Raw genomic sequence first — 18,288 nt, 5'->3', positions numbered from 1 at the left:
ATATGAAAGACCAATCCTGTGTAAGAATATTGACGGAATGGGACATAGTCGCAGCAAGACAATTGGGGCGGAATGTTGCAAAAGAACTTGGATTTGGAACAGTTGACCAAGCAAGAATTACGACGGCCATTTCAGAATTAGCTCGAAACATTTATTTATACGCTGGTAAAGGTCAGATTTGTATAGATGAAGTGATGGAGCGCGGAAAGCGTGGACTCAAAGTCATCGCAGCGGATGAGGGGCCAGGTATCATGGATATACGTAAAGTAATGGAAGACGGATTTTCAACATCAGGCGGGCTCGGAGCAGGTCTTCCGGGCGTCAGACGACTGATGGATGAATTTAAATTAGATTCTGCACCAGAACAAGGAACGGAGATACAAGCTGTTAAGTGGCTTCGCTAGGAGGGAAACCATGGATTTTAAGGAGGTAATGGAGCAGCGGTACCATCAGCTGCTCAGTCGTTATATCAGTGATTTAACTGAAACATCGCTTTATCAAGCTCAAAAATTTAGCCGTAAAACCATTGAGCATCAAATACCTCCTGAAGAAATAGTGAGTGTTCACCGAAAAGTGATTCAGGAGCTTTACCCTGATTTGCCGGAAGATGTTTTTCATTCACTAGACTTCTTAATTGAAGTCATGATTGGGTACGGACTTGCCTACCAAGAACATTTAACACTCAGAGGCATCCAGCAAGAAATAAAATCTGAAATCGAAATTGCTGCAAATGTTCAGCAAACCCTTCTGGAAACGAAAATTCCAGAAGGAGATACCTTTGATATTGGTGCGATTAGTGTACCGGCAAAACAGATGAGTGGAGATTATTACCACTTTGTAACGGATCACGATACAATCAATATCGCGATCGCAGATGTCATTGGAAAGGGAATCCCGGCTGCGCTCTGTATGTCGATGATTAAATATGCGATGGATTCCTTGCCGGAGTCAGGGAGCGGCCCAACAAAGGTGCTGAAAACCCTGAATCGTGTAGTCGAGCAAAACGTAGACCCAAGTATGTTTATCACAATGTTCTATGGCAGCTATAATAAAGAAACGCATGAGTTTAAATACGCATCGGCTGGTCATGAGCCGGGCTTTTTCTATTGCAAAAAAGAGAACACATTTTACGATTTAGATGCAAAAGGGCTTGTCCTTGGGATCGCACCAGACTTTGACTACAGACAGTACGAGAAGCATTTGGACGCAGGAGACATGGTGATCTTATTCTCTGATGGGGTCACAGAATCCAAGTCAGAGGATGGTTTCTTAGAGCGGGAGGACATCAAAACACTCATATCTGAGCACCTATCCTACTCAGCTCAAGAAATGGTGGATGCCATCTACGCCAGCTTACTCAAACTGCAGGATTTTCAGCTGCACGATGACTTTACTTTACTTGTTCTCAAAAGAAAGGTTTAGAAAGTGAACATGCGGGTATATAAAACTTTAGGAAACAAGAATTTCGAGGTGAATGCATAATGAATATGTCTGTAAAAGAGCATCAAATAGATCAAAAAACGAAAATCAGTGTCAGCGGAGAAATTGATGTGTACTCCGCTCCTGAGCTAAGAGAAACGCTCATGCCTAAAGCTGAGGCGGGAGAGCATCTTGAAATCTGTCTGAAGGATGTTACGTATATGGATAGTACAGGTTTAGGTGTATTCGTTGGGCTGTTTAAAGCGGCTCAAAAAGCAGGTGGCACATTAAAGCTTGAGAACTTGTCAGAACGGCTTGTAAGGTTGTTTGAAATCACTGGATTAAAGGACATCATTGACATTTCTGCAAAGTCAGAGGGTGGGGTACAATGAACGAATCAGTAGATCTAATCGAGATGAAAATACCGGCGAAACCAGAATATGTAGGCATCATTCGTTTGACTCTGTCAGGCGTAGCGAGCCGGATGGGCTATGCCTATGAAGAGATTGAGGACTTAAAAATTGCCGTCAGTGAGGCCTGTACAAATGCAGTTCAGCATGCCTACAAAGGTGAAGACGGCGAAGATGGAGAGGTGGCTGTTCGCTTTCTTGTCTACGAGGATCGTCTAGAAATCATTGTCGCTGACAAAGGCGGTAGCTTTGACTTTAAGCAAAAACAGGAAGACCTCGGACCGTACACATCTGCTCATACGGTGGATCAATTGGCAGAAGGAGGTCTTGGTTTATACTTAATGCAAACATTGATGGATGAAGTCGAGGTGCAAGCAAACTCCGGAGTTACCGTAGCGATGACAAAGTTTTTAAACAGGGAGCGAGTTGACCATGACACAACCATCCAAAACTATGAAACTAACTAAAGATGAAGTAGACCGCCTCATCCAAAGCTATCAAACCAATCAAGACGAGCAGGCGCAGCTCACGCTGGTCGAATGCTATACAAACTTGGTTGATATGCTGGCGAAAAAATATTCTAAAGGAAAAAGCTTTCATGAGGACCTTAGACAAGTTGGAATGATAGGTTTACTTGGCGCTATTAAACGATACGACCCGCTCGTCGGTAAATCATTTGAAGCCTTTGCCATTCCAACCATCATCGGGGAAATCAAACGCTTTTTACGAGATAAGACATGGAGTGTCCATGTACCAAGGCGGATTAAAGAGCTTGGACCGAGAATCAAAATGGCAGTTGATCATTTGACAACAGAGACACAGAAATCACCTAAAGTCCAAGAAATTGCAGAATACTTAGATGTAACAGAAGAAGAAGTACTTGAAACCATGGAGATGGGCAAAAGCTATCAAGCACTGTCTGTTGACCAAGGCGTAGAGGCTGATTCTGAAGGAAGTACTGTGACGATTTTAGACGTTGTCGGCTCACAGGAAGAGGGCTACGAACGTGTGAACCAAAAATTGATGCTTGAGAGTGTGCTTCATGTGCTGTCGAATAGAGAAAAAGAGATTATCAATCTGACTTACTTGCAAAATAAGAGTCAGAAAGAGACAGGCGATTTACTTGGTATATCCCAAATGCATGTATCGAGACTGCAGCGGAAGGCAGTGAAAAAACTGCGAGATGCATTATCAGAAGATGCGTCTATGGAGCTAGGGTAATGAAGCAGATTGAACAGCATGAGCATGTAAACGCCATTATCTATCAATCGAATAAAGAAGGGAAGTCATGCTGCGGGGACAGTTTTTTTATTAAAGCAGATGATGAAGAACTAATTTGTGCTGTAGCAGACGGATTAGGCAGCGGCCAGTACGCCAATGAATCATCTTCTTTAGTCAGCGAAATTGTCGAAGAATATGGACATGAGGATGTGGCGGCCCTCATCGACAGATGCAATCAGGCTATGAAAAATAAACGCGGGGCCACTGTGGCCATATTAAAGGTGAATTTTTCCCAGCAGCAATTTACCTATTGTTCGGTTGGTAATATTCGGTTTATCTTGAATGCACCTTCTGGCGATTATATTTATCCATTTCCGACATCAGGATACTTATCAGGGAAACCTAGAAAATATAAAACATACACCTATTCCTACGAAAAAGGATCGATATTCATTATGTATTCAGACGGACTGAATGTGCCAAACATGCGCATGTGTTTAAAGCATGGACATTCAGTTGAAGACATCGCCAAACAGCTTGAAACATACACACAAGACAAAAAGGACGATCTCACCTATGTACTTGGTCAGCTTACGTAAAATAGCTGACCTTTTTTCTGTTTTGCCGGTTTTTTTGATACACTAAAAGAGAAGACACAGTGAGAGGATGCAAAGTATGAAGACATCTGACTTTTTATTGAAACAAATTGCGACAGAATTAAAGCTTTCAACAAAACAAATTGAAAGTGTGATCAAGCTTTTAGAGGATGGCAACACCGTCCCGTTTATTGCCCGTTATCGGAAAGAGCAGACAGGCTCACTGGATGAGGTGCAAATTCAAACCATTTCAGAGCGCTATACATATATCCAAAATGTCACGAACCGAAAAGAAGAAGTCATTCGCTTAATTGCTGAACAAGACAAACTGACTGATGAATTAAAACAGAAAATTGAACAAGCTCATAAACTGCAAGAGGTCGAAGATTTATACCGGCCATTCAAACAAAAGCGCAAAACAAAGGCGAATGTAGCCAAAGCAAAAGGGCTGGAGCCGCTGGCGGAATATTTACTCACGCTGCCAAGCGATCAGATCGAGAAGAAAGCAGCTACTTTTATTAACGAAGAAAAAGAAGTGGCAAATGTAGAAGAGGCACTTGAGGGTGCGCAGCACATCATTGCTGAACAGCTGGCAGATGATCCTGATATGCGAAAATGGATTCGCAGTGAAACGTACCAAAAGGGCAGTCTGGTCACATCAGGAAAAGACGTCGAAAGCGATGAGAAAAACGTCTATGAAATGTATTACGATTATCAAGAGCCAATCAAAAAGATTGTTCCGCACCGTGTACTAGCGGTCAACCGCGGGGAGAAAGAGGGCATTTTAAAGGCAGCCATCGAACCCCCTGCTGAAAATATTCGTTTCTATCTCGACAAACAAGTTCTAAAAGGCAAACAGACGACGGCGAGACCGTTTATTGAAGCGGCAATCGATGATGCGTATAAACGCCTCATTCAGCCTTCCATCGAACGAGAAATACGAAAAGAGCTGACTGAAAAAGCAGAGGAACAAGCGATTCATATTTTTGCTGAAAACTTAAGAAAACTGCTGCTTCAGCCGCCGATGAAAGGGAAGCGTGTACTTGGAGTCGACCCCGCATTTCGGACAGGCTGTAAATTAGCTGTCGTGGATGATACAGGCAAAGTCCATCATATTGGCGTCATTTACCCGCATCCGCCCGTGCAGAAAAAAGCGGAAGCGAAACAAAAAGTCAAAGAGATTATTCAATCATCAAACATTGAAGTGATTGCGATTGGAAACGGAACAGCCTCAAGAGAGACAGAACAATTCATTGCAGACTTGATTCAAGAGCTGGATCAGCCGGTGTCTTATTTGATTGTGAATGAAGCTGGAGCAAGTGTTTACTCCGCATCAGCGCTGGCACGAGAAGAGTTTCCAGATCTGCAAGTCGAAGAGCGAAGCGCCATCTCAATCGCTAGAAGATTACAAGATCCTTTAGCAGAACTTGTGAAAATTGATCCGAAGTCTGTCGGTGTGGGCCAGTACCAGCATGATGTCAGCCAGAAGCAATTAAACAGCTCATTAACCTTTGTGGTAGAAACAGTCGTCAACCAAGTTGGTGTAAACGTCAATACCGCCTCACAGGCGCTGCTGCAATATGTATCAGGCCTTTCAAAAGCCGTCGCAGGGAATATCATCAAGCGCCGCGAAGAGATTGGGAGATTCACAAGCAGAAAAGAATTGAAGGATATCCCAAGGCTCGGTGCTAAGACATATGAGCAGTGTATCGGTTTCCTTCGCATTACTGATGGCCAAGATCCGCTTGATCGTACAGGTATTCACCCTGAGAGCTATAAAGAAACAAAACAGTTTTTACGCATGATCAACATGACACCAGACGATCTTGGCACAGAGCAGTTAAAAGAGAAAATTGCTGAAGTGAAACTGGACGAAGCGGCAGAACAGCTGGACATTGGGACAATTACACTTCAAGATATCATTGATCAGTTGACAAGACCTGAGCGTGATCCGCGGGATGAAGTACCAAAGCCGCTGCTCAAAACAGATGTGCTGAAATTGGAGGACTTGAAGCAAGGAATGGAGCTGCAAGGAACGGTGAGAAACGTTGTAGACTTCGGTGCATTCGTTGATATTGGTGTAAAGCAGGATGGGCTTGTGCATATTTCCAAACTAAGCAATCGTTTTGTGAAGCATCCGCTTGATGTTGTATCAGTTGGTGACATTGTGACCGTATGGGTGGACTCCGTTGACCAGGCAAAAGGCCGCGTTGCCCTCTCCATGCTGAAACCAGAGTAACAAAAAAACGAGGCGCACCTTAGGATGGGGTGTGCCTTGATGTGACTGAATGTTTTTTTCTATAGAAGTACCAGCATTGATTCAGCAATTTGATTTGATAATGATTTTTCTCATAAAATGCCTTCTGCATCTGATTTTTCAGCCAGTTGGGCATCGCCCATTCCTCCTTTGATCGAAACAGTGGATGTACCTTCAATGTATGCATAGGGGAAATTGTCCCGTTCGAGGTTTTTATAGAAAGGAACGATCTTGATTGAACGAGAGAGAGTTACAGCAGTTAACAGAGCACATTTCCCAGCAGTTCTTTGGCAAGGCATTCCGCCATCAGGCTGTTTTTAATGACCGTCTAAAAACGACAGGCGGGCGATATTTACTTGGTACACACAACATCGAACTGAACCGCCGATACCTAGAGGAGCATGGACGAGAAGAATTAATCGGGATCATCAAGCATGAGCTGTGTCATTATCATCTGCACCTTGAGGGAAAGGGCTATCAGCATCGCGACCGTGATTTTAAATCCTTATTAAAACAAGTAGGAGCCCCGCGTTTTTGTACACCGCTAAAGACCGTACAAAATAAGCGCCGTGCGGAGAAACGCCATGAATATATTTGCACAGGATGCGGCCGGTCCTTTATAAGGAAAAGACGGTTTGATACCTCTCGTTATGTATGCGGCGTCTGCAAAGGGAAATTAAAGTGGCTGCGCACAACCAATTCATTGTGAAAAGCATTCCTCTATGGGGATGCTTTTTTTGTTCCAATAGATGTGTGGACATATGGAGACAAAATGAGACATGCGTCTCTTTTTGTCTCTTTTTTCATCGGTGTGATTCGGTCAAATCCTAAGTGTTCATGCGTCGTCATGTTGGCACGATTTTTGCTTGTATAGAAGTGCAAGCAAAAAAGATAGGAGGTTTTACCAAATGGAAATGGCATTGACTAAAGAAAAAGCCGTATGGATGTATCAAAAAATGCAGGAAATCCGCCAATTTGAAGACCGGGTGCACACGCTTTTTACAAAAGGAATTTTGCCGGGGTTTGTCCATCTTTATGCTGGCGAAGAAGCTGTTGCCGTAGGAGTCTGTGCTCATCTGAATGAAAAAGACAGTATTACAAGTACACACCGGGGCCACGGCCACTGTATAGCGAAGGGCTGTGATCTAAAAGGAATGATGGCAGAAATCTATGGGAAAGCAACAGGTCTCTGTAAAGGCAAAGGCGGATCCATGCACATTGCAGATTTTGATAAAGGAATGCTTGGTGCCAACGGAATTGTTGGAGGGGGCTTTCCTCTTGCGTGCGGGGCAGCCCTCACAGCTAAATATAAAAAGACAGAAAATGTAAGCGTTTGCTTTTTTGGGGATGGTGCAAACAATCAAGGGACTTTCCACGAAGGAATCAATCTCGCGGCCATCTGGAAACTGCCTGTCATTTTCATCGCAGAAAACAATGGGTACGGGGAAGCGACACCATTTTCTTATGCTTCAAGCTGCAAATCAATCGTAGATCGAGCGGCCGGTTATGACATTCCTGGGATTCAAGTAGATGGAAAAGATGTGATGGCCGTTTATCAAGCTGCAGAGCAAGCAATTGAACGAGCAAAAAATGGAGAAGGTCCGACATTAATTGAATGCATGACATATCGAAATTATGGCCATTTCGAAGGAGACGCCCAGCGTTACAAAACCAATCAAGAAAAAGCAGAACACCAAGAAGAGAGAGATGCGATCGCTCTTTTTAAAAATGAATTGTTCAAGCAGCAGCTGCTGACGAATGGGGAGCTATCAAATATTGAAGCGGCTGTAGCAGAAGCGATAGATGAAGCCGTTACATTCAGTGAAGAAAGTGAATATCCAGATCAGACCGAATTATTGACCGACGTATATGTTTCGTATCAATAAATCAAAGGGGGAGAGGAAAATGACAAGAGAAATCAGCATGTCTAGTGCATTAAATGAAGCGATTAAACTTGCCATGAGAAGAGACGAGGATGTCATTTTAATGGGGGAAGATGTTGCTGGAGGTGCTCATGTCGATCACTTACAGGATGATGAAGCATGGGGCGGTGTGCTTGGTGTAACGAAAGGAATCGTTCAGGAGTTTGGACGTGAGCGAGTTCTTGACACACCGATTAGTGAAGCTGGCTATGTAGGTGCGGCCATGGCAGCAGCTTCCACAGGCCTAAGACCAATTGCAGAACTCATGTTTAATGATTTTATCGGCACCTGTCTGGATCAAGTGCTGAATCAAGGAGCAAAATTCCGATATATGTTTGGCGGAAAAGCAGAGGTACCGATCACGATCAGAACGACACATGGGGCGGGTTTTAGAGCAGCTGCTCAGCATTCGCAAAGCTTGTATGCGCTATTTACAAGCATCCCTGGATTGAAAGTAGTGGTGCCTTCTTCACCATACGATGCCAAAGGATTGCTGCTGGCAGCCATCGAGGATCAGGACCCTGTCATCTTTTTTGAAGACAAAACGCTTTACAATATCACAGGAGATGTTCCAGAGCGATACTACACGCTGCCGCTTGGCAAAGCAGATGTGAAAAGAGAAGGCTCAGATGTGACCATTTTTGCAGTAGGTAAACAAGTTCATACAGCACTCGAAGCGGCCGAGCAATTAGCTGCCCAAGGAATTGAAGCAGAGGTGATTGATCCAAGAAGCTTGTCACCGCTCGATGAAGAGGCCATTCTAACTTCAGTAGAAAAAACAAATCGGCTTGTCATTGTAGATGAAGCAAATCCAAGGTGCGGAATTGCCGCAGATATTTCTTCTCTGGTGGCGGATAAAGGATTCGATTTACTTGACGCTCCAATCAAAAAAGTGACGGCTCCTCATACACCGGTTCCGTTTTCACCACCGCTTGAAGATATCTATTTGCCGACACCTGATAAGGTTGTGAACACCGTATTAGAGATGGTTGGAAAGAGTCATGACAAGATCTTGAACTAAAGAAAGGAGAGAGGGAGATGGCTGTCGAGGTTGTGATGCCGAAATTGGGCATGTCAATGAAAGAAGGAACGGTATCTGTCTGGAATAAAGAGGTCGGAGAAACCGTAAATAAAGGGGAAAGCATTGCAAGCATCAACTCTGAAAAAATTGAAATGGAGATCGAATCACCTGCAGAAGGAACCATATTGGATATAAAAGTGCCTGAGGGAGAAGGTGTACCGCCTGGCACGGTCATCTGCTATATCGGTGAAGGAAATGAACAGGTCGAGGAAAAGAAAGAAAAAGGCCTGCCGCCAAAACAAAAGAAAGAGAGAAAGAAAATCTCCCCTGTGGCACGTAAGATTGCTCAAAGCGCTAATCTGGACATTCATACTTTAGTGGGAACAGGACCAGATGGGAGAATCACGAAAGCGGATGTGCTTCGGGCACTTCCTGATGAAAAAGAAAAACAACAAAATGAACCAACAAAGCATCAGCCAGTCAGCATGATGCGGAAAACCATTGCCTCGCGAATGATGGAGAGCCTGCAAACAAGTGCACAATTAACAATAACGATGAAAGCGGATGTGACAAAGCTGACAGCATTACAGTCTGAGTTGAACGAAACAGCCGCAGCACGACACGATATGAAATTAACCCTGACCGATTTTGTAGCCAAAGCAGTGGTTCTTTCCCTGCTAGAGCATCCTGCAATGAACAGTCAATATCAGAATGATAGAGTCGGAACTTTTGAGTATGTTCATCTTGGAATCGCTGCTGCTTTAGATCACGGTCTGGCAGTGCCTGTTATTCGGCACGCGGAAAAACTTTCACTTATTGAGCTGGCGAAGAGCATCAAATCGTATGGCAAAAAAGCACGTGAAGGCAGACTTCTCCACGATGAAATTGAAGGCTCTACCTTTACCATCACTAACCTAGGCGCCTATGGTGTGGAACATTTTACACCGATTTTGAATCCGCCGGAAGCAGGTATTCTTGGCGTTGGCAAAGCGGATCACATGCCTGTATATCATGGGAATGAATTATGTAAAGGGACGATCCTGCCACTCAGTCTGACATTTGACCATCGCGTGCTGGACGGGGCGCCGGCATCACAATTTTTATCAACTGTTAAAGCGTATTTAGAAAATCCAGTATCCATTCTTTTATAGGAAGAAGGTGAAATGAATGACGCTTGTCATTATAGGAGGCGGGCCAGCAGGATATGTGGCGGCAATAACAGCCGCCCGTTTTGACAGAGAGGTTGTACTAATCGACCAAGGCCTGTTAGGAGGTACCTGCCTGAATGAAGGCTGTATTCCAACGAAAGCACTTTTGCAAAGCGCTGATATGTACGAGCATGTGAAATCAGCTGGACACTTTGGAATTGAGCTTCCAGGGAAGGAGCTTGTCATTCATTGGGATGCCGTTCAAAAGCGGAAGCGGTCAGTCGTCAAGCAGCTGACTGATGGTGTTCGTTATTTGATGAATAAAAACAAAATCAGCGTGTTAAATGGGAAGGCATCATTTCTTTCAGCACATGAGCTATTGATAGAAAGTGAAGGGAAATCTGAAATCATTCAGGCAAAACAAATCATTATTGCTTCAGGATCAGAACCTGCTGCTTTACCTTTCGCCCCATTTGACAGAGAGTGGATCATTGATAGTAAGGATGCGATGACGCTCCCTTCAATACCAGATTCGCTTTGTATCATTGGTGGAGGGGTGATTGGCTGTGAGTTTGCAAGCATCTTTAGCCGAATGGGATCAAAGGTTGTCATGGTGGAACAGGCAGCACACATTTTACCTGAAGAAGATCACGATACGGCTAAATGTCTTCACGATCAGCTTCAAAAAGCAGGTGTGGAGATTTTGACATCAGCAGCAGTCAAACAGCTTGATACAACTTCAAAAAAAGTGGTGGTTGAGAAGAATCATGGGGAGCGCTGTGAAATCAAGTCCGCTCATTGTTTAGTCGCCATTGGCAGAAAGCCGAGGCTGGGAGAGCTGAATCTTGAGCAGATCGGCATTGAATTTGACAGGAACGGCATCTGCGTGAATGAGCATATGCAAACCAATCTCCCGCATATCTATGCGTGCGGTGATGTGACAGGCGGCGTTCAGCTTGCTCATGCTGCTTTTCATGAAGGAACGATTGCGGCATCACATGCATCAGGTGAAGATGCAAAGGTCAATGAACAAGTGATTCCAAGGTGCATCTATACGTCTCCAGAAATCGCTAGTGTCGGTTTAAATGAAGAGAGTGCTAGAAAACAATATGGGGAGATTCGGATAGGGACATTTGCATTCTCTGCAAATGGAAAAGCACTAATTTTAAATCAGCCAGCTGGCCAAGTAAAGGTCATTGTCGAACCGCAATATCAAGAAATTTTAGGTGTATCCATTATCGGGCCGAATGCAACAGAACTGATTGGACAAGCGGCGGTGATGATGCATACAGAGTTGACAGCTGATACATTAGAGCAGTTTATTGCGGCACATCCGACACTCTCTGAGGCGATACACGAAGCCTTGCTGCAAACAAATGGGCGAGCGGTGCACTGCTGATAGAGAAACTTTCTATCCAAATGACTTCCTGGGTCAGCCAATAATTGAAAGCGCTTTTATAATTATCTATAATGGATAAAAAGCCCCCAGAGGAGAGGATGGAATGAATCCGACGCCTTGTTATTTAAATACTTGGAAACGTTTTGTTCATGAAGGTTTGCTTGATAGGTCTCGTCTGGATAAGAGAGTGATGGAGTCATGGCATAGATGTAAACAGGCAAATGTGAACCCGTATTTAGATAAAGGACAGTCGTTGTTAGAAAAGGAATTATTCAGTGTTCAAAAAAAGAAGTACTCACTATTCCTAAATGCCGCTCTTCCTTACTTAAATAAAATCAGTCAGCAATTAAAAGAATCGGACATGATGGCATTACTTATCGATGCAGATGGTTATGTGCTAAGTCTGACAGGAAGCCAAAGGACGCTGGTAGAAGCGAAAAAAATAAATTTTATGGAGGGCGCGCGCTGGACCGAAGCCGATGTGGGAACGAACGCTATTGGAACGGCACTGGTCATTGGGGAAGCTGTAGCGATCAACGGAACTGAGCATTTTTCAGTCGCTTCCCACCATTGGAGCTGTTCAGCGGCCCCTATTCGTGATGCAGACAGCACGATCATAGGAGTCATTGATATCTCCTGTATGGCGGATCAAATGCATCCTTTTATGCTTGGAATGGCTTCAACAGTTGCATATGCCATAGAGAGAGAAATTCAGGTCCAGCAAAAAAGGAAAGAGATGGAGCTGATCAGTCATTGTCTCCAGCAGGTAGAAGCGGACGAGCCGTATGTTGTTTGTAATGAGAAAAAGCAGATTGTTTTGGCAAGCAAGCCGATTAGAGACCGGTTTTCAGACTGGTACGGAATGGATGTTGAACTGCTCATGGCTGATACATTTGTTACACGAGGCAAGCAGATCATTCAGTCAGAACAAGACGGAAAGCTGCTTGGGATGTCTTTTTCTCTTGAAGAAGCAGCGAAGAGCAATATCACCGTTTCTTTTGCTCAATTTCCCGGGGAATCTGGAACAAGTACGGCATTTCAGCAGACGCTCAGCGAATTGAAACGAGCGGCACAAACAGATGCAAATGTCTATATTTGGGGAGAAACTGGTACAGGGAAAGAACTGGCCGCTCGAGCGATTCACTTAGCTAGTGAAAGACATAAAGGACCGTTTATTGCCGTGAATTGTGGAGCCATACCTGAAAGTCTGTTAGAAAGCGAACTATTTGGTTATGCTGAAGGTGCTTTTACAGGGGCAAAACGTCATGGAGCAAAAGGGAAATTTGAACAGGCGCAAAAAGGAACGCTCTTTTTAGACGAAATTGGCGAAATCCCTAATGCGATGCAAGTGGCGCTTCTTAGGGTCATTGAAGAAAGGAAAGTCGTACCGCTCGGCGGGACACACGAAATCCCTTTGGATATTAGAATCATTACAGCGACACACCGGAATATGAACGAACTGCTGAGGGAAGGTAAAATACGAGAAGATTTGTATTACCGTCTTCATGTCTATCCAATCAACATCCCGCCGCTTAGGGAAAGAAAAGAAGACATTGTTGCTTTATATCGTTATTACCAAAAGAAACACCAATGGAATGCGACATTTCCTGAATCTTTTTTTCGTAAGCTGGAAGCGTACCATTGGCCTGGAAACATACGAGAGCTTTTTAATCTGTTTGAACATATAAGGGTTCTGTTTCCTAAAGGAGGATGGATTGGTGAATCGCAATATACGGCGGTATTAGAGACGATGGATCAGAAAAAGCAGAAGCTGCCTCCAGTAGAATGTACCGAGATTCCAAAAGAGCTCACGTTTAGGGAACGCATTCAAAAGCAAACAGTGATAGAAGCACTGCACAAAACAAAAGGTCATGTGTCAGAAGCAGCGAGGTCAGCAGGGGTGCCAAGAAGCACCTTTTATAAGTGGATGCGAAAGTATAAGCTGTCATGAACCTATAGGGAGCGCAGCAGCAAGGAGACCTTGGTCTTTCAGTTAGAGGTCGGGGTCTTTCTGTCATGTCTAAACAGAAAACAAAAAGGAAGGAAGAAAGGCTTGACTGTTATATTAGTATATGTTAAATTATAAAAGCCGTCGCTAATGAGACAGGAATGAAACACTTAAAAATTCTTGACACATTTTTCTGGCATAGATATAATGAAACATGTCTTATTATTCCGCAGTAGCTCAGTGGTAGAGCTATCGGCTGTTAACCGATCGGTCGTAGGTTCGAGTCCTACCTGCGGAGCCATAATGGAGAAGTACTCAAGTGGCTGAAGAGGCGCCCCTGCTAAGGGTGTAGGTCGCGTAAGCGGCGCGAGGGTTCAAATCCCTCCTTCTCCGCCATTATTGTATGGCCCGTTGGTCAAGCGGTTAAGACACCGCCCTTTCACGGCGGTAACACGGGTTCGAATCCCGTACGGGTCATGTTTTGTTTTTTGATTCGTTGGGCTATAGCCAAGCGGTAAGGCAACGGACTTTGACTCCGTCATGCGTTGGTTCGAATCCAGCTAGCCCAGCCATTTTTTATATATGTTTTTCTGCATAGCAGATGAGCCATTAGCTCAGTTGGTAGAGCATCTGACTTTTAATCAGAGGGTCGAAGGTTCGAGTCCTTCATGGCTCACCATTGTCACGCGGGTGTGGCGGAATTGGCAGACGCGCTAGACTTAGGATCTAGTGTCTTTATGACGTGGGGGTTCAAGTCCCTTCACCCGCATTGTTTTTTCAAACAGTGCACTTATGAATATATGAGCACATCATACACGCGGTCGTGGCGGAATGGCAGACGCGCTAGGTTGAGGGCCTAGTGGGTGAATAACCCGTGGAGGTTCAAGTCCTCTCGGCCGCATCAATTATACCAAGGGTTGTAGACCTTTGGTTTTTTTGTGCTTTCTATTAGTTTGAACAGTTATATATGACAGTTTAGGATGATAACAAGTTCAGTGAAAAAAGAATTTTTCTAAAATTGTGATAAAATATTGAAGAGTAGGAAAGGGGAAATAAATACATGTCAATTTACCATAAAGTCATTGGAGAAGGGCATCCTATCGTGATATTGCATGGTTGGACACTTGACCATCAAGTAATGTTACATGCATTGGAACCGGTATTCGAAAAACGAAGCGGTTGGAAGAGAATTTACATAGATTTACCAGGTATGGGACGTTCAAAGCCACATTCGTCTATCCAAAACTCTGATGATATGCTAGAAGCGATATTGCGTCTTTTGGACGAGATTATCCCTGATGAACAGTTTATTGTTTGTGGTTATTCATATGGAGGGTACATAGCCAGAGGTATCGTTCGTTCACGTCAGGAAACTGTTCGTGGATTACTGCTCGTGGCGCCAATGACTATACCAGAATTCGATGAAAGAGTCGTACCAGAGGCGACTGTTTTAAAAAGTGACAGCAGCTTCATATCACAATTGTCTTCAGAGGAGGCAGATGAATTTTGCTCTATGATAGTTGTGCAAGGAAAAACGGAGTGGGAGAGGTTTCGAGATGAAATTTTACTTCCTTCTAAACAAACAAATCATGATTTCATCAACAACATTCATCAAAATGGATATGGTTTTACTTTCGATATTTCAACTGATCTTAAGTATCCAACGCTCATTATCACAGGGCGCCAGGACAATGTAGTCGGATACCACGATGCATGGCGGCTGATCAAAGATTATCCAAGAGCCACTTTTGCGGTGCTTGATATGGCTGGTCACAACCTACAAATTGAACAACCCGATGTATTTAACTCATTAGTCGATAATTGGTTAAATAGACTTGAGTCGGAAAATGTTTAGCAAGTTTTTATCTAAATGAATGTCCACTCATCTTAAGTGAGTGGACTTTTTGTTTGAGAATAATATTTTTATATAATGCAGTCCAATCATACTAATAAAGTTTAAAAGGTTATATTGCTAAATCCTACACAACTATTAGTAAGGTATTCTCTACCAATGTGACGTATAATTCCAATAAACAACAAAATTATAAAGTGGAGTTGAGTAAATGCTTGGATTACCAAGAGGGGAAGTTTTTTTAGTTCCTTGGTCTGCTGAATGGGTCAAAGAATTTGAAATGGAGAAGAAACGAATAGAAGAAGTTATCGGTCAGTACATAGTGAATGTTCACCATATTGGAAGTACAGCAGTAAGTGGTTTGAGTGCAAAGCCAATTATTGATATTGCAATTGAAATCAATCATTTTGTTGACGGAGAACAGTGCGCAACAGCTTTGCAAGGACTTGGTTATTCATATAGAGGAACCAATGTGTTGCCTGAAAGACACTATTTCAGCAAAGGAGAACCACGAACACACCAAATCCATATGTATCAAACGGGCAATAGGTATCTACTTGAACAAATAAATTTTAGAGATTACCTGAGAAGTAACGAACTAGCAAAAAGCGAGTACCAACAGATTAAACTTAACCTATCAAGTGTATGTAAAAATGACAAACACAAATATGCAGAGGGAAAAACAGACTTTGTTAAGTCGATTTTAGAGAGAAGAACTTAGACAGAGATTCTCTGCACAAAGAAATGTTTCTGCTTGATAATCAACAAATTGCAATTATTTCCGATTCATGCTATAATGAAAAGTAATTATTTTTGTTCGGCGTAAAGGATAGTATGAAGATTGACTTTTCGTCTTGATGGTACTTTGGGCAAGGATAGTATAATACATTGTGTGGTAAACGCACGAGGAGGCAACAATCATGGAACAAGGTACAGTAAAATGGTTTAACGCAGAAAAAGGTTTTGGATTTATCGAACGTGAAGAAGGCGACGATGTATTCGTACATTTCTCAGCTATCCAAGGCGACGGATTCAAATCTTTAGACGAAGGTCAAAAAGTATCATTTGACGTAGAGCAAGGTTCTCGTGGTGCTCAAGCTGCTAACGTCCAAAAAATTGCTTAATCTTCATTCTTTTAAAAACAGGTTCTCTACGGAGAGCCTGTTTTTTTGTATGAAAAAACCCTACTCAGCGTACAAGTAGGGAGATGGTACAAGGTATTCGTAAAAAATTTCATGCTTCAAAGGTTAGTTAAGTATAACATACTGGATTGACAATATGCGGAATTTCCATAAATTATTTTATTTTCTTCTTAACAGAATCCTGAACGTAAAAAATAGCCTTTGAATATTTAGTTTATTTTGGTATATTTTATTATAAAATGTAAGATCCAATAAGGAGACATCGAAATGCTAAAACGATTCTTATTCATTTTTTCAACGCTCCTCATGGCGATTGCAGTATTGTTTATCGCCGCAAAGGATTTACCGGGTAGGAACACGATTTCGTTAGAGGACCCATTACCATTTATGCTGTCAGTAGGGATGGTAGTTTTCTTATTTATTCCTCCTTTGGTGATGTCGTTTTTTGATCATATTGTGGTTAGGGTGATATCTGGAATCTATCAATGTTTTATTGTATTCTCATTCCTTGTCTTAATCCCTATAGGCTTTTTTATTCCAAACGGGGGAATGACTATTTTGATTTCAATTTTAGGTTTTTTGGTTAGCTTGTCCAGTATGGTTGTTACATTTATGCGAGGTCATCATAAAGAAAAAGAAGTTAGCATATAGCGCTCCATAAAAAAGCCACGACTCAATAGAGAAGTGGCTTTTTTACGTTTGATCAAAAATCATAGAATTCTCTTCGGTCAGTCATAAAGTAATAAAATACTGCCATTTCAAAGAATATCAATCACAACGTCGAAATATCAATCACAAACCGGTAACGCACATCACTTTTCAGCACACGTTCATACGCTTCATCAACTTGATTCGCATTGATGACTTCAATTTGTGGTGCGATGTTGTGAGCAGCTGCGAAATCGAGCATTTCTTGTGTTTCTTGGATGCCGCCAACGAGTGAACCAGCAATGCTGCGGCGGCCGGAAATTAATGAAAAGACGTGGAATTGATCCGGCTTAGGCGGTGCACCGACGTTCACCAAGGTTCCATCTACACGGAGTAAGGACAAATAGGCATCCACATTAATGTTGGCAGAGACTGTATTGAGAATAAGGTCGTACTGACCGGCTAGTGTCTGAAACGTTTCAGGATCACTTGTAGCAAAATAGTCTTTTGCGCCAAATGATAGTGCTTCTTCTTTTTTATTCAAAGAGCGGCTTAAAACCGTTACTTCAGCGCCAAGAGCGCGTGCGAATTGAATGGCAACATGGCCGAGCCCGCCCATTCCGACGATAGCAACTTTTTTGCCAGGGCCTGCCTTCCAGTGCTTTAATGGTGAATAAGTTGTAATGCCAGCACAGAGAAGAGGGCTTGCGGCATCAAGGGGCAGTTGATCAGGAATGCTGACGACAAATCGTTCAGTCACGACAATTTTTTGACTGTAGCCGCCATAAGTCGGCTCCCCGTCATAGTCACGGCTGTTATACGTTTGGACGACCCCTTTTGTGCAATACTGCTCGTCTCCATTTTGACAATATTCACAGGTACCGCATGAATCCACAAAACAGCCAACGCCTACACGGTCTCCGATCTGAAACTTCGTCACATCATCCCCTACAGCTGCAACGACCCCAGTAATCTCATGACCTGGAACCATCGGGAAAATGCCGCCGCCCCATTCATCAAAAGCGCTGTGGATATCTGAATGACAGATCCCGCTAAATTGAATATCAATTAAAATATCATGTGGACGAAGCGCTCTTCGTTCAATGGTCGTCCGTTCAAAGTTTGCTTTGGCGTGTGATACACTTAAAACGTTTGATTGGTGCGTCTGACACATTCTTGATCATCCTTTCAAAAATAAGATACGATTCTTTCCTCTATACTTTACGTCTTAAAGTGAACTCTAAGTCAATAGAAAACCCTCTTCAGGCTTTTAATAAAAGAATTGAGCCAAAAGCATCTTGCTTT

The 18,288-nt window shown here is 43.1% G+C and carries 19 protein-coding genes and 7 tRNA genes; 24 read left to right on the top strand and 2 right to left on the bottom strand.

From position 1 onward, the window contains the following. Positions 1-2: 2 nt before the first annotated feature. The 7 genes from JJ692_RS18520 to JJ692_RS18490 all read left to right on the top strand — a co-directional run bounded on the left by JJ692_RS18520 (position 3) and on the right by JJ692_RS18490 (position 5,885). Positions 3-404 carry an anti-sigma regulatory factor gene (locus tag JJ692_RS18520; RefSeq protein WP_024425390.1) on the top strand — a complete coding sequence of 134 codons (402 nt, stop codon included), beginning with the start codon at positions 3-5 and terminating at the stop codon, positions 402-404. A gap of 10 nt (positions 405-414) precedes the next feature. Then, positions 415-1,422 (top strand): PP2C family protein-serine/threonine phosphatase, encoded by a 1,008-nt coding sequence (locus JJ692_RS18515; protein ID WP_024425391.1) that lies wholly within the window; start codon positions 415-417, stop codon positions 1,420-1,422. 59 nt (positions 1,423-1,481) lie between these two features. Then, entirely contained in the window at positions 1,482-1,811 is a 330-nt protein-coding gene (locus tag JJ692_RS18510) for an anti-sigma factor antagonist (protein ID WP_024425392.1), read from the top strand. Then, a complete protein-coding gene (rsbW, locus tag JJ692_RS18505; RefSeq protein ID WP_024425393.1) occupies positions 1,808-2,296 on the top strand; it encodes an anti-sigma B factor RsbW in 489 nt (162 codons plus the stop codon). The genes JJ692_RS18510 and rsbW overlap by 4 nt, the downstream gene beginning before the upstream one ends. After that, a complete protein-coding gene (gene sigB, locus JJ692_RS18500) occupies positions 2,262-3,050 on the top strand; it encodes an RNA polymerase sigma factor SigB (RefSeq protein ID WP_206534069.1) in 789 nt (262 codons plus the stop codon). The genes rsbW and sigB overlap by 35 nt, the downstream gene beginning before the upstream one ends. Beyond that, positions 3,050-3,649: a PP2C family serine/threonine-protein phosphatase gene (locus tag JJ692_RS18495; RefSeq protein WP_024425395.1), complete on the top strand. Its 600-nt coding sequence runs from the start codon at positions 3,050-3,052 to the stop codon at positions 3,647-3,649. Before sigB ends, JJ692_RS18495 begins: the two co-directional genes overlap by 1 nt. Before the next feature lie 76 nt (positions 3,650-3,725). After that, complete coding sequence (locus JJ692_RS18490; protein ID WP_133744971.1) at positions 3,726-5,885, top strand: Tex family protein; 2,160 nt, start codon at positions 3,726-3,728, stop codon at positions 5,883-5,885. A gap of 19 nt (positions 5,886-5,904) precedes the next feature. Here JJ692_RS18490 and cmpA read toward each other — a convergent pair whose 3' ends face one another. After that, positions 5,905-6,039 (bottom strand): cortex morphogenetic protein CmpA, encoded by a 135-nt coding sequence (cmpA, locus tag JJ692_RS18485; RefSeq protein WP_008346893.1) that lies wholly within the window; start codon positions 6,037-6,039, stop codon positions 5,905-5,907. A 99-nt stretch (positions 6,040-6,138) separates the two neighbouring features. Here cmpA and JJ692_RS18480 point away from each other — a divergent pair, with 99 nt between their 5' ends. The 17 genes from JJ692_RS18480 to JJ692_RS18400 all read left to right on the top strand — a co-directional run bounded on the left by JJ692_RS18480 (position 6,139) and on the right by JJ692_RS18400 (position 16,986). After that, positions 6,139-6,612: a SprT family protein gene (locus JJ692_RS18480; RefSeq protein ID WP_133744970.1), complete on the top strand. Its 474-nt coding sequence runs from the start codon at positions 6,139-6,141 to the stop codon at positions 6,610-6,612. Between the two features lie 199 nt (positions 6,613-6,811). Further along, positions 6,812-7,789: a thiamine pyrophosphate-dependent dehydrogenase E1 component subunit alpha gene (locus JJ692_RS18475; protein WP_206534068.1), complete on the top strand. Its 978-nt coding sequence runs from the start codon at positions 6,812-6,814 to the stop codon at positions 7,787-7,789. A 19-nt stretch (positions 7,790-7,808) separates the two neighbouring features. Further along, positions 7,809-8,846: an alpha-ketoacid dehydrogenase subunit beta gene (locus tag JJ692_RS18470; RefSeq protein WP_008346887.1), complete on the top strand. Its 1,038-nt coding sequence runs from the start codon at positions 7,809-7,811 to the stop codon at positions 8,844-8,846. 17 nt (positions 8,847-8,863) lie between these two features. Beyond that, a complete protein-coding gene (locus JJ692_RS18465) occupies positions 8,864-9,997 on the top strand; it encodes a dihydrolipoamide acetyltransferase family protein (RefSeq protein ID WP_206534067.1) in 1,134 nt (377 codons plus the stop codon). 16 nt (positions 9,998-10,013) lie between these two features. Then, entirely contained in the window at positions 10,014-11,393 is a 1,380-nt protein-coding gene (gene lpdA, locus JJ692_RS18460) for a dihydrolipoyl dehydrogenase (protein ID WP_206534066.1), read from the top strand. A gap of 103 nt (positions 11,394-11,496) precedes the next feature. Beyond that, on the top strand, positions 11,497-13,344 hold the full coding sequence (locus tag JJ692_RS18455) for a sigma-54-dependent Fis family transcriptional regulator (protein ID WP_206534065.1): 1,848 nt from the start codon (positions 11,497-11,499) through the stop codon (positions 13,342-13,344). Positions 13,345-13,567: 223 nt separating this feature from the next. Further along, positions 13,568-13,642: transfer RNA gene (locus tag JJ692_RS18450), tRNA-Asn, on the top strand. Positions 13,643-13,646: 4 nt separating this feature from the next. Then, positions 13,647-13,737: transfer RNA gene (locus JJ692_RS18445), tRNA-Ser, on the top strand. Between the two features lie 9 nt (positions 13,738-13,746). Further along, positions 13,747-13,818, top strand: a tRNA-Glu gene (locus tag JJ692_RS18440). A 20-nt stretch (positions 13,819-13,838) separates the two neighbouring features. Continuing rightward, positions 13,839-13,913: transfer RNA gene (locus tag JJ692_RS18435), tRNA-Gln, on the top strand. A 31-nt stretch (positions 13,914-13,944) separates the two neighbouring features. Then, a tRNA-Lys gene (locus JJ692_RS18430) sits at positions 13,945-14,020 on the top strand. Positions 14,021-14,027: 7 nt separating this feature from the next. Continuing rightward, positions 14,028-14,110, top strand: a tRNA-Leu gene (locus tag JJ692_RS18425). A gap of 48 nt (positions 14,111-14,158) precedes the next feature. Further along, positions 14,159-14,242: transfer RNA gene (locus JJ692_RS18420), tRNA-Leu, on the top strand. A 159-nt stretch (positions 14,243-14,401) separates the two neighbouring features. Further along, on the top strand, positions 14,402-15,196 hold the full coding sequence (locus JJ692_RS18415; protein ID WP_206534064.1) for an alpha/beta fold hydrolase: 795 nt from the start codon (positions 14,402-14,404) through the stop codon (positions 15,194-15,196). Between the two features lie 208 nt (positions 15,197-15,404). Continuing rightward, a complete protein-coding gene (locus tag JJ692_RS18410) occupies positions 15,405-15,914 on the top strand; it encodes a GrpB family protein (protein ID WP_206534063.1) in 510 nt (169 codons plus the stop codon). Positions 15,915-16,113: 199 nt separating this feature from the next. Further along, the gene (gene cspC, locus JJ692_RS18405) at positions 16,114-16,317 is read left to right on the top strand and encodes a cold shock protein CspC (RefSeq protein ID WP_008346765.1); all 204 of its coding nucleotides are present in this window, start codon (positions 16,114-16,116) and stop codon (positions 16,315-16,317) included. A gap of 285 nt (positions 16,318-16,602) precedes the next feature. Further along, on the top strand, positions 16,603-16,986 hold the full coding sequence (locus JJ692_RS18400; RefSeq protein ID WP_206534062.1) for a hypothetical protein: 384 nt from the start codon (positions 16,603-16,605) through the stop codon (positions 16,984-16,986). A 121-nt stretch (positions 16,987-17,107) separates the two neighbouring features. Here JJ692_RS18400 and JJ692_RS18395 read toward each other — a convergent pair whose 3' ends face one another. Beyond that, positions 17,108-18,157: an NAD(P)-dependent alcohol dehydrogenase gene (locus JJ692_RS18395; protein ID WP_073979606.1), complete on the bottom strand. Its 1,050-nt coding sequence runs from the start codon at positions 18,155-18,157 to the stop codon at positions 17,108-17,110. Between the last annotated feature and the right edge of the window lie 131 nt (positions 18,158-18,288).

Source organism: Bacillus sp. 3a (assembly GCF_017161885.1).
In the GTDB taxonomy this organism is placed as follows: Bacteria; Bacillota; Bacilli; order Bacillales; family Bacillaceae; genus Bacillus; species Bacillus safensis.
The sequence above is the reverse complement of the archived record's forward strand: the minus strand, read 5'-3'. Positions and strand labels throughout refer to the sequence as shown.

Excerpts from the sequence above, each read along its gene's own strand:
- JJ692_RS18520 (WP_024425390.1), top strand. The coding sequence starts at position 3 with ATGAAAGACCAATCCTGTGTAAGAATATTGACGGAATGGGACATAGTC.
- JJ692_RS18515 (WP_024425391.1), top strand. The coding sequence starts at position 415 with ATGGATTTTAAGGAGGTAATGGAGCAGCGGTACCATCAGCTGCTCAGT.
- JJ692_RS18510 (WP_024425392.1), top strand. The coding sequence starts at position 1,482 with ATGAATATGTCTGTAAAAGAGCATCAAATAGATCAAAAAACGAAAATC.
- rsbW (WP_024425393.1), top strand. The coding sequence starts at position 1,808 with ATGAACGAATCAGTAGATCTAATCGAGATGAAAATACCGGCGAAACCA.
- sigB (WP_206534069.1), top strand. The coding sequence starts at position 2,262 with ATGACACAACCATCCAAAACTATGAAACTAACTAAAGATGAAGTAGAC.
- JJ692_RS18495 (WP_024425395.1), top strand. The coding sequence starts at position 3,050 with ATGAAGCAGATTGAACAGCATGAGCATGTAAACGCCATTATCTATCAA.
- JJ692_RS18490 (WP_133744971.1), top strand. The coding sequence starts at position 3,726 with ATGAAGACATCTGACTTTTTATTGAAACAAATTGCGACAGAATTAAAG.
- cmpA (WP_008346893.1), bottom strand. The coding sequence starts at position 6,039 with ATGCCCAACTGGCTGAAAAATCAGATGCAGAAGGCATTTTATGAGAAA.
- JJ692_RS18475 (WP_206534068.1), top strand. The coding sequence starts at position 6,812 with ATGGAAATGGCATTGACTAAAGAAAAAGCCGTATGGATGTATCAAAAA.
- JJ692_RS18470 (WP_008346887.1), top strand. The coding sequence starts at position 7,809 with ATGACAAGAGAAATCAGCATGTCTAGTGCATTAAATGAAGCGATTAAA.
- JJ692_RS18465 (WP_206534067.1), top strand. The coding sequence starts at position 8,864 with ATGGCTGTCGAGGTTGTGATGCCGAAATTGGGCATGTCAATGAAAGAA.
- lpdA (WP_206534066.1), top strand. The coding sequence starts at position 10,014 with ATGACGCTTGTCATTATAGGAGGCGGGCCAGCAGGATATGTGGCGGCA.
- JJ692_RS18455 (WP_206534065.1), top strand. The coding sequence starts at position 11,497 with ATGAATCCGACGCCTTGTTATTTAAATACTTGGAAACGTTTTGTTCAT.
- JJ692_RS18415 (WP_206534064.1), top strand. The coding sequence starts at position 14,402 with ATGTCAATTTACCATAAAGTCATTGGAGAAGGGCATCCTATCGTGATA.
- JJ692_RS18410 (WP_206534063.1), top strand. The coding sequence starts at position 15,405 with ATGCTTGGATTACCAAGAGGGGAAGTTTTTTTAGTTCCTTGGTCTGCT.
- cspC (WP_008346765.1), top strand. The coding sequence starts at position 16,114 with ATGGAACAAGGTACAGTAAAATGGTTTAACGCAGAAAAAGGTTTTGGA.
- JJ692_RS18400 (WP_206534062.1), top strand. The coding sequence starts at position 16,603 with ATGCTAAAACGATTCTTATTCATTTTTTCAACGCTCCTCATGGCGATT.
- JJ692_RS18395 (WP_073979606.1), bottom strand. The coding sequence starts at position 18,157 with ATGTGTCAGACGCACCAATCAAACGTTTTAAGTGTATCACACGCCAAA.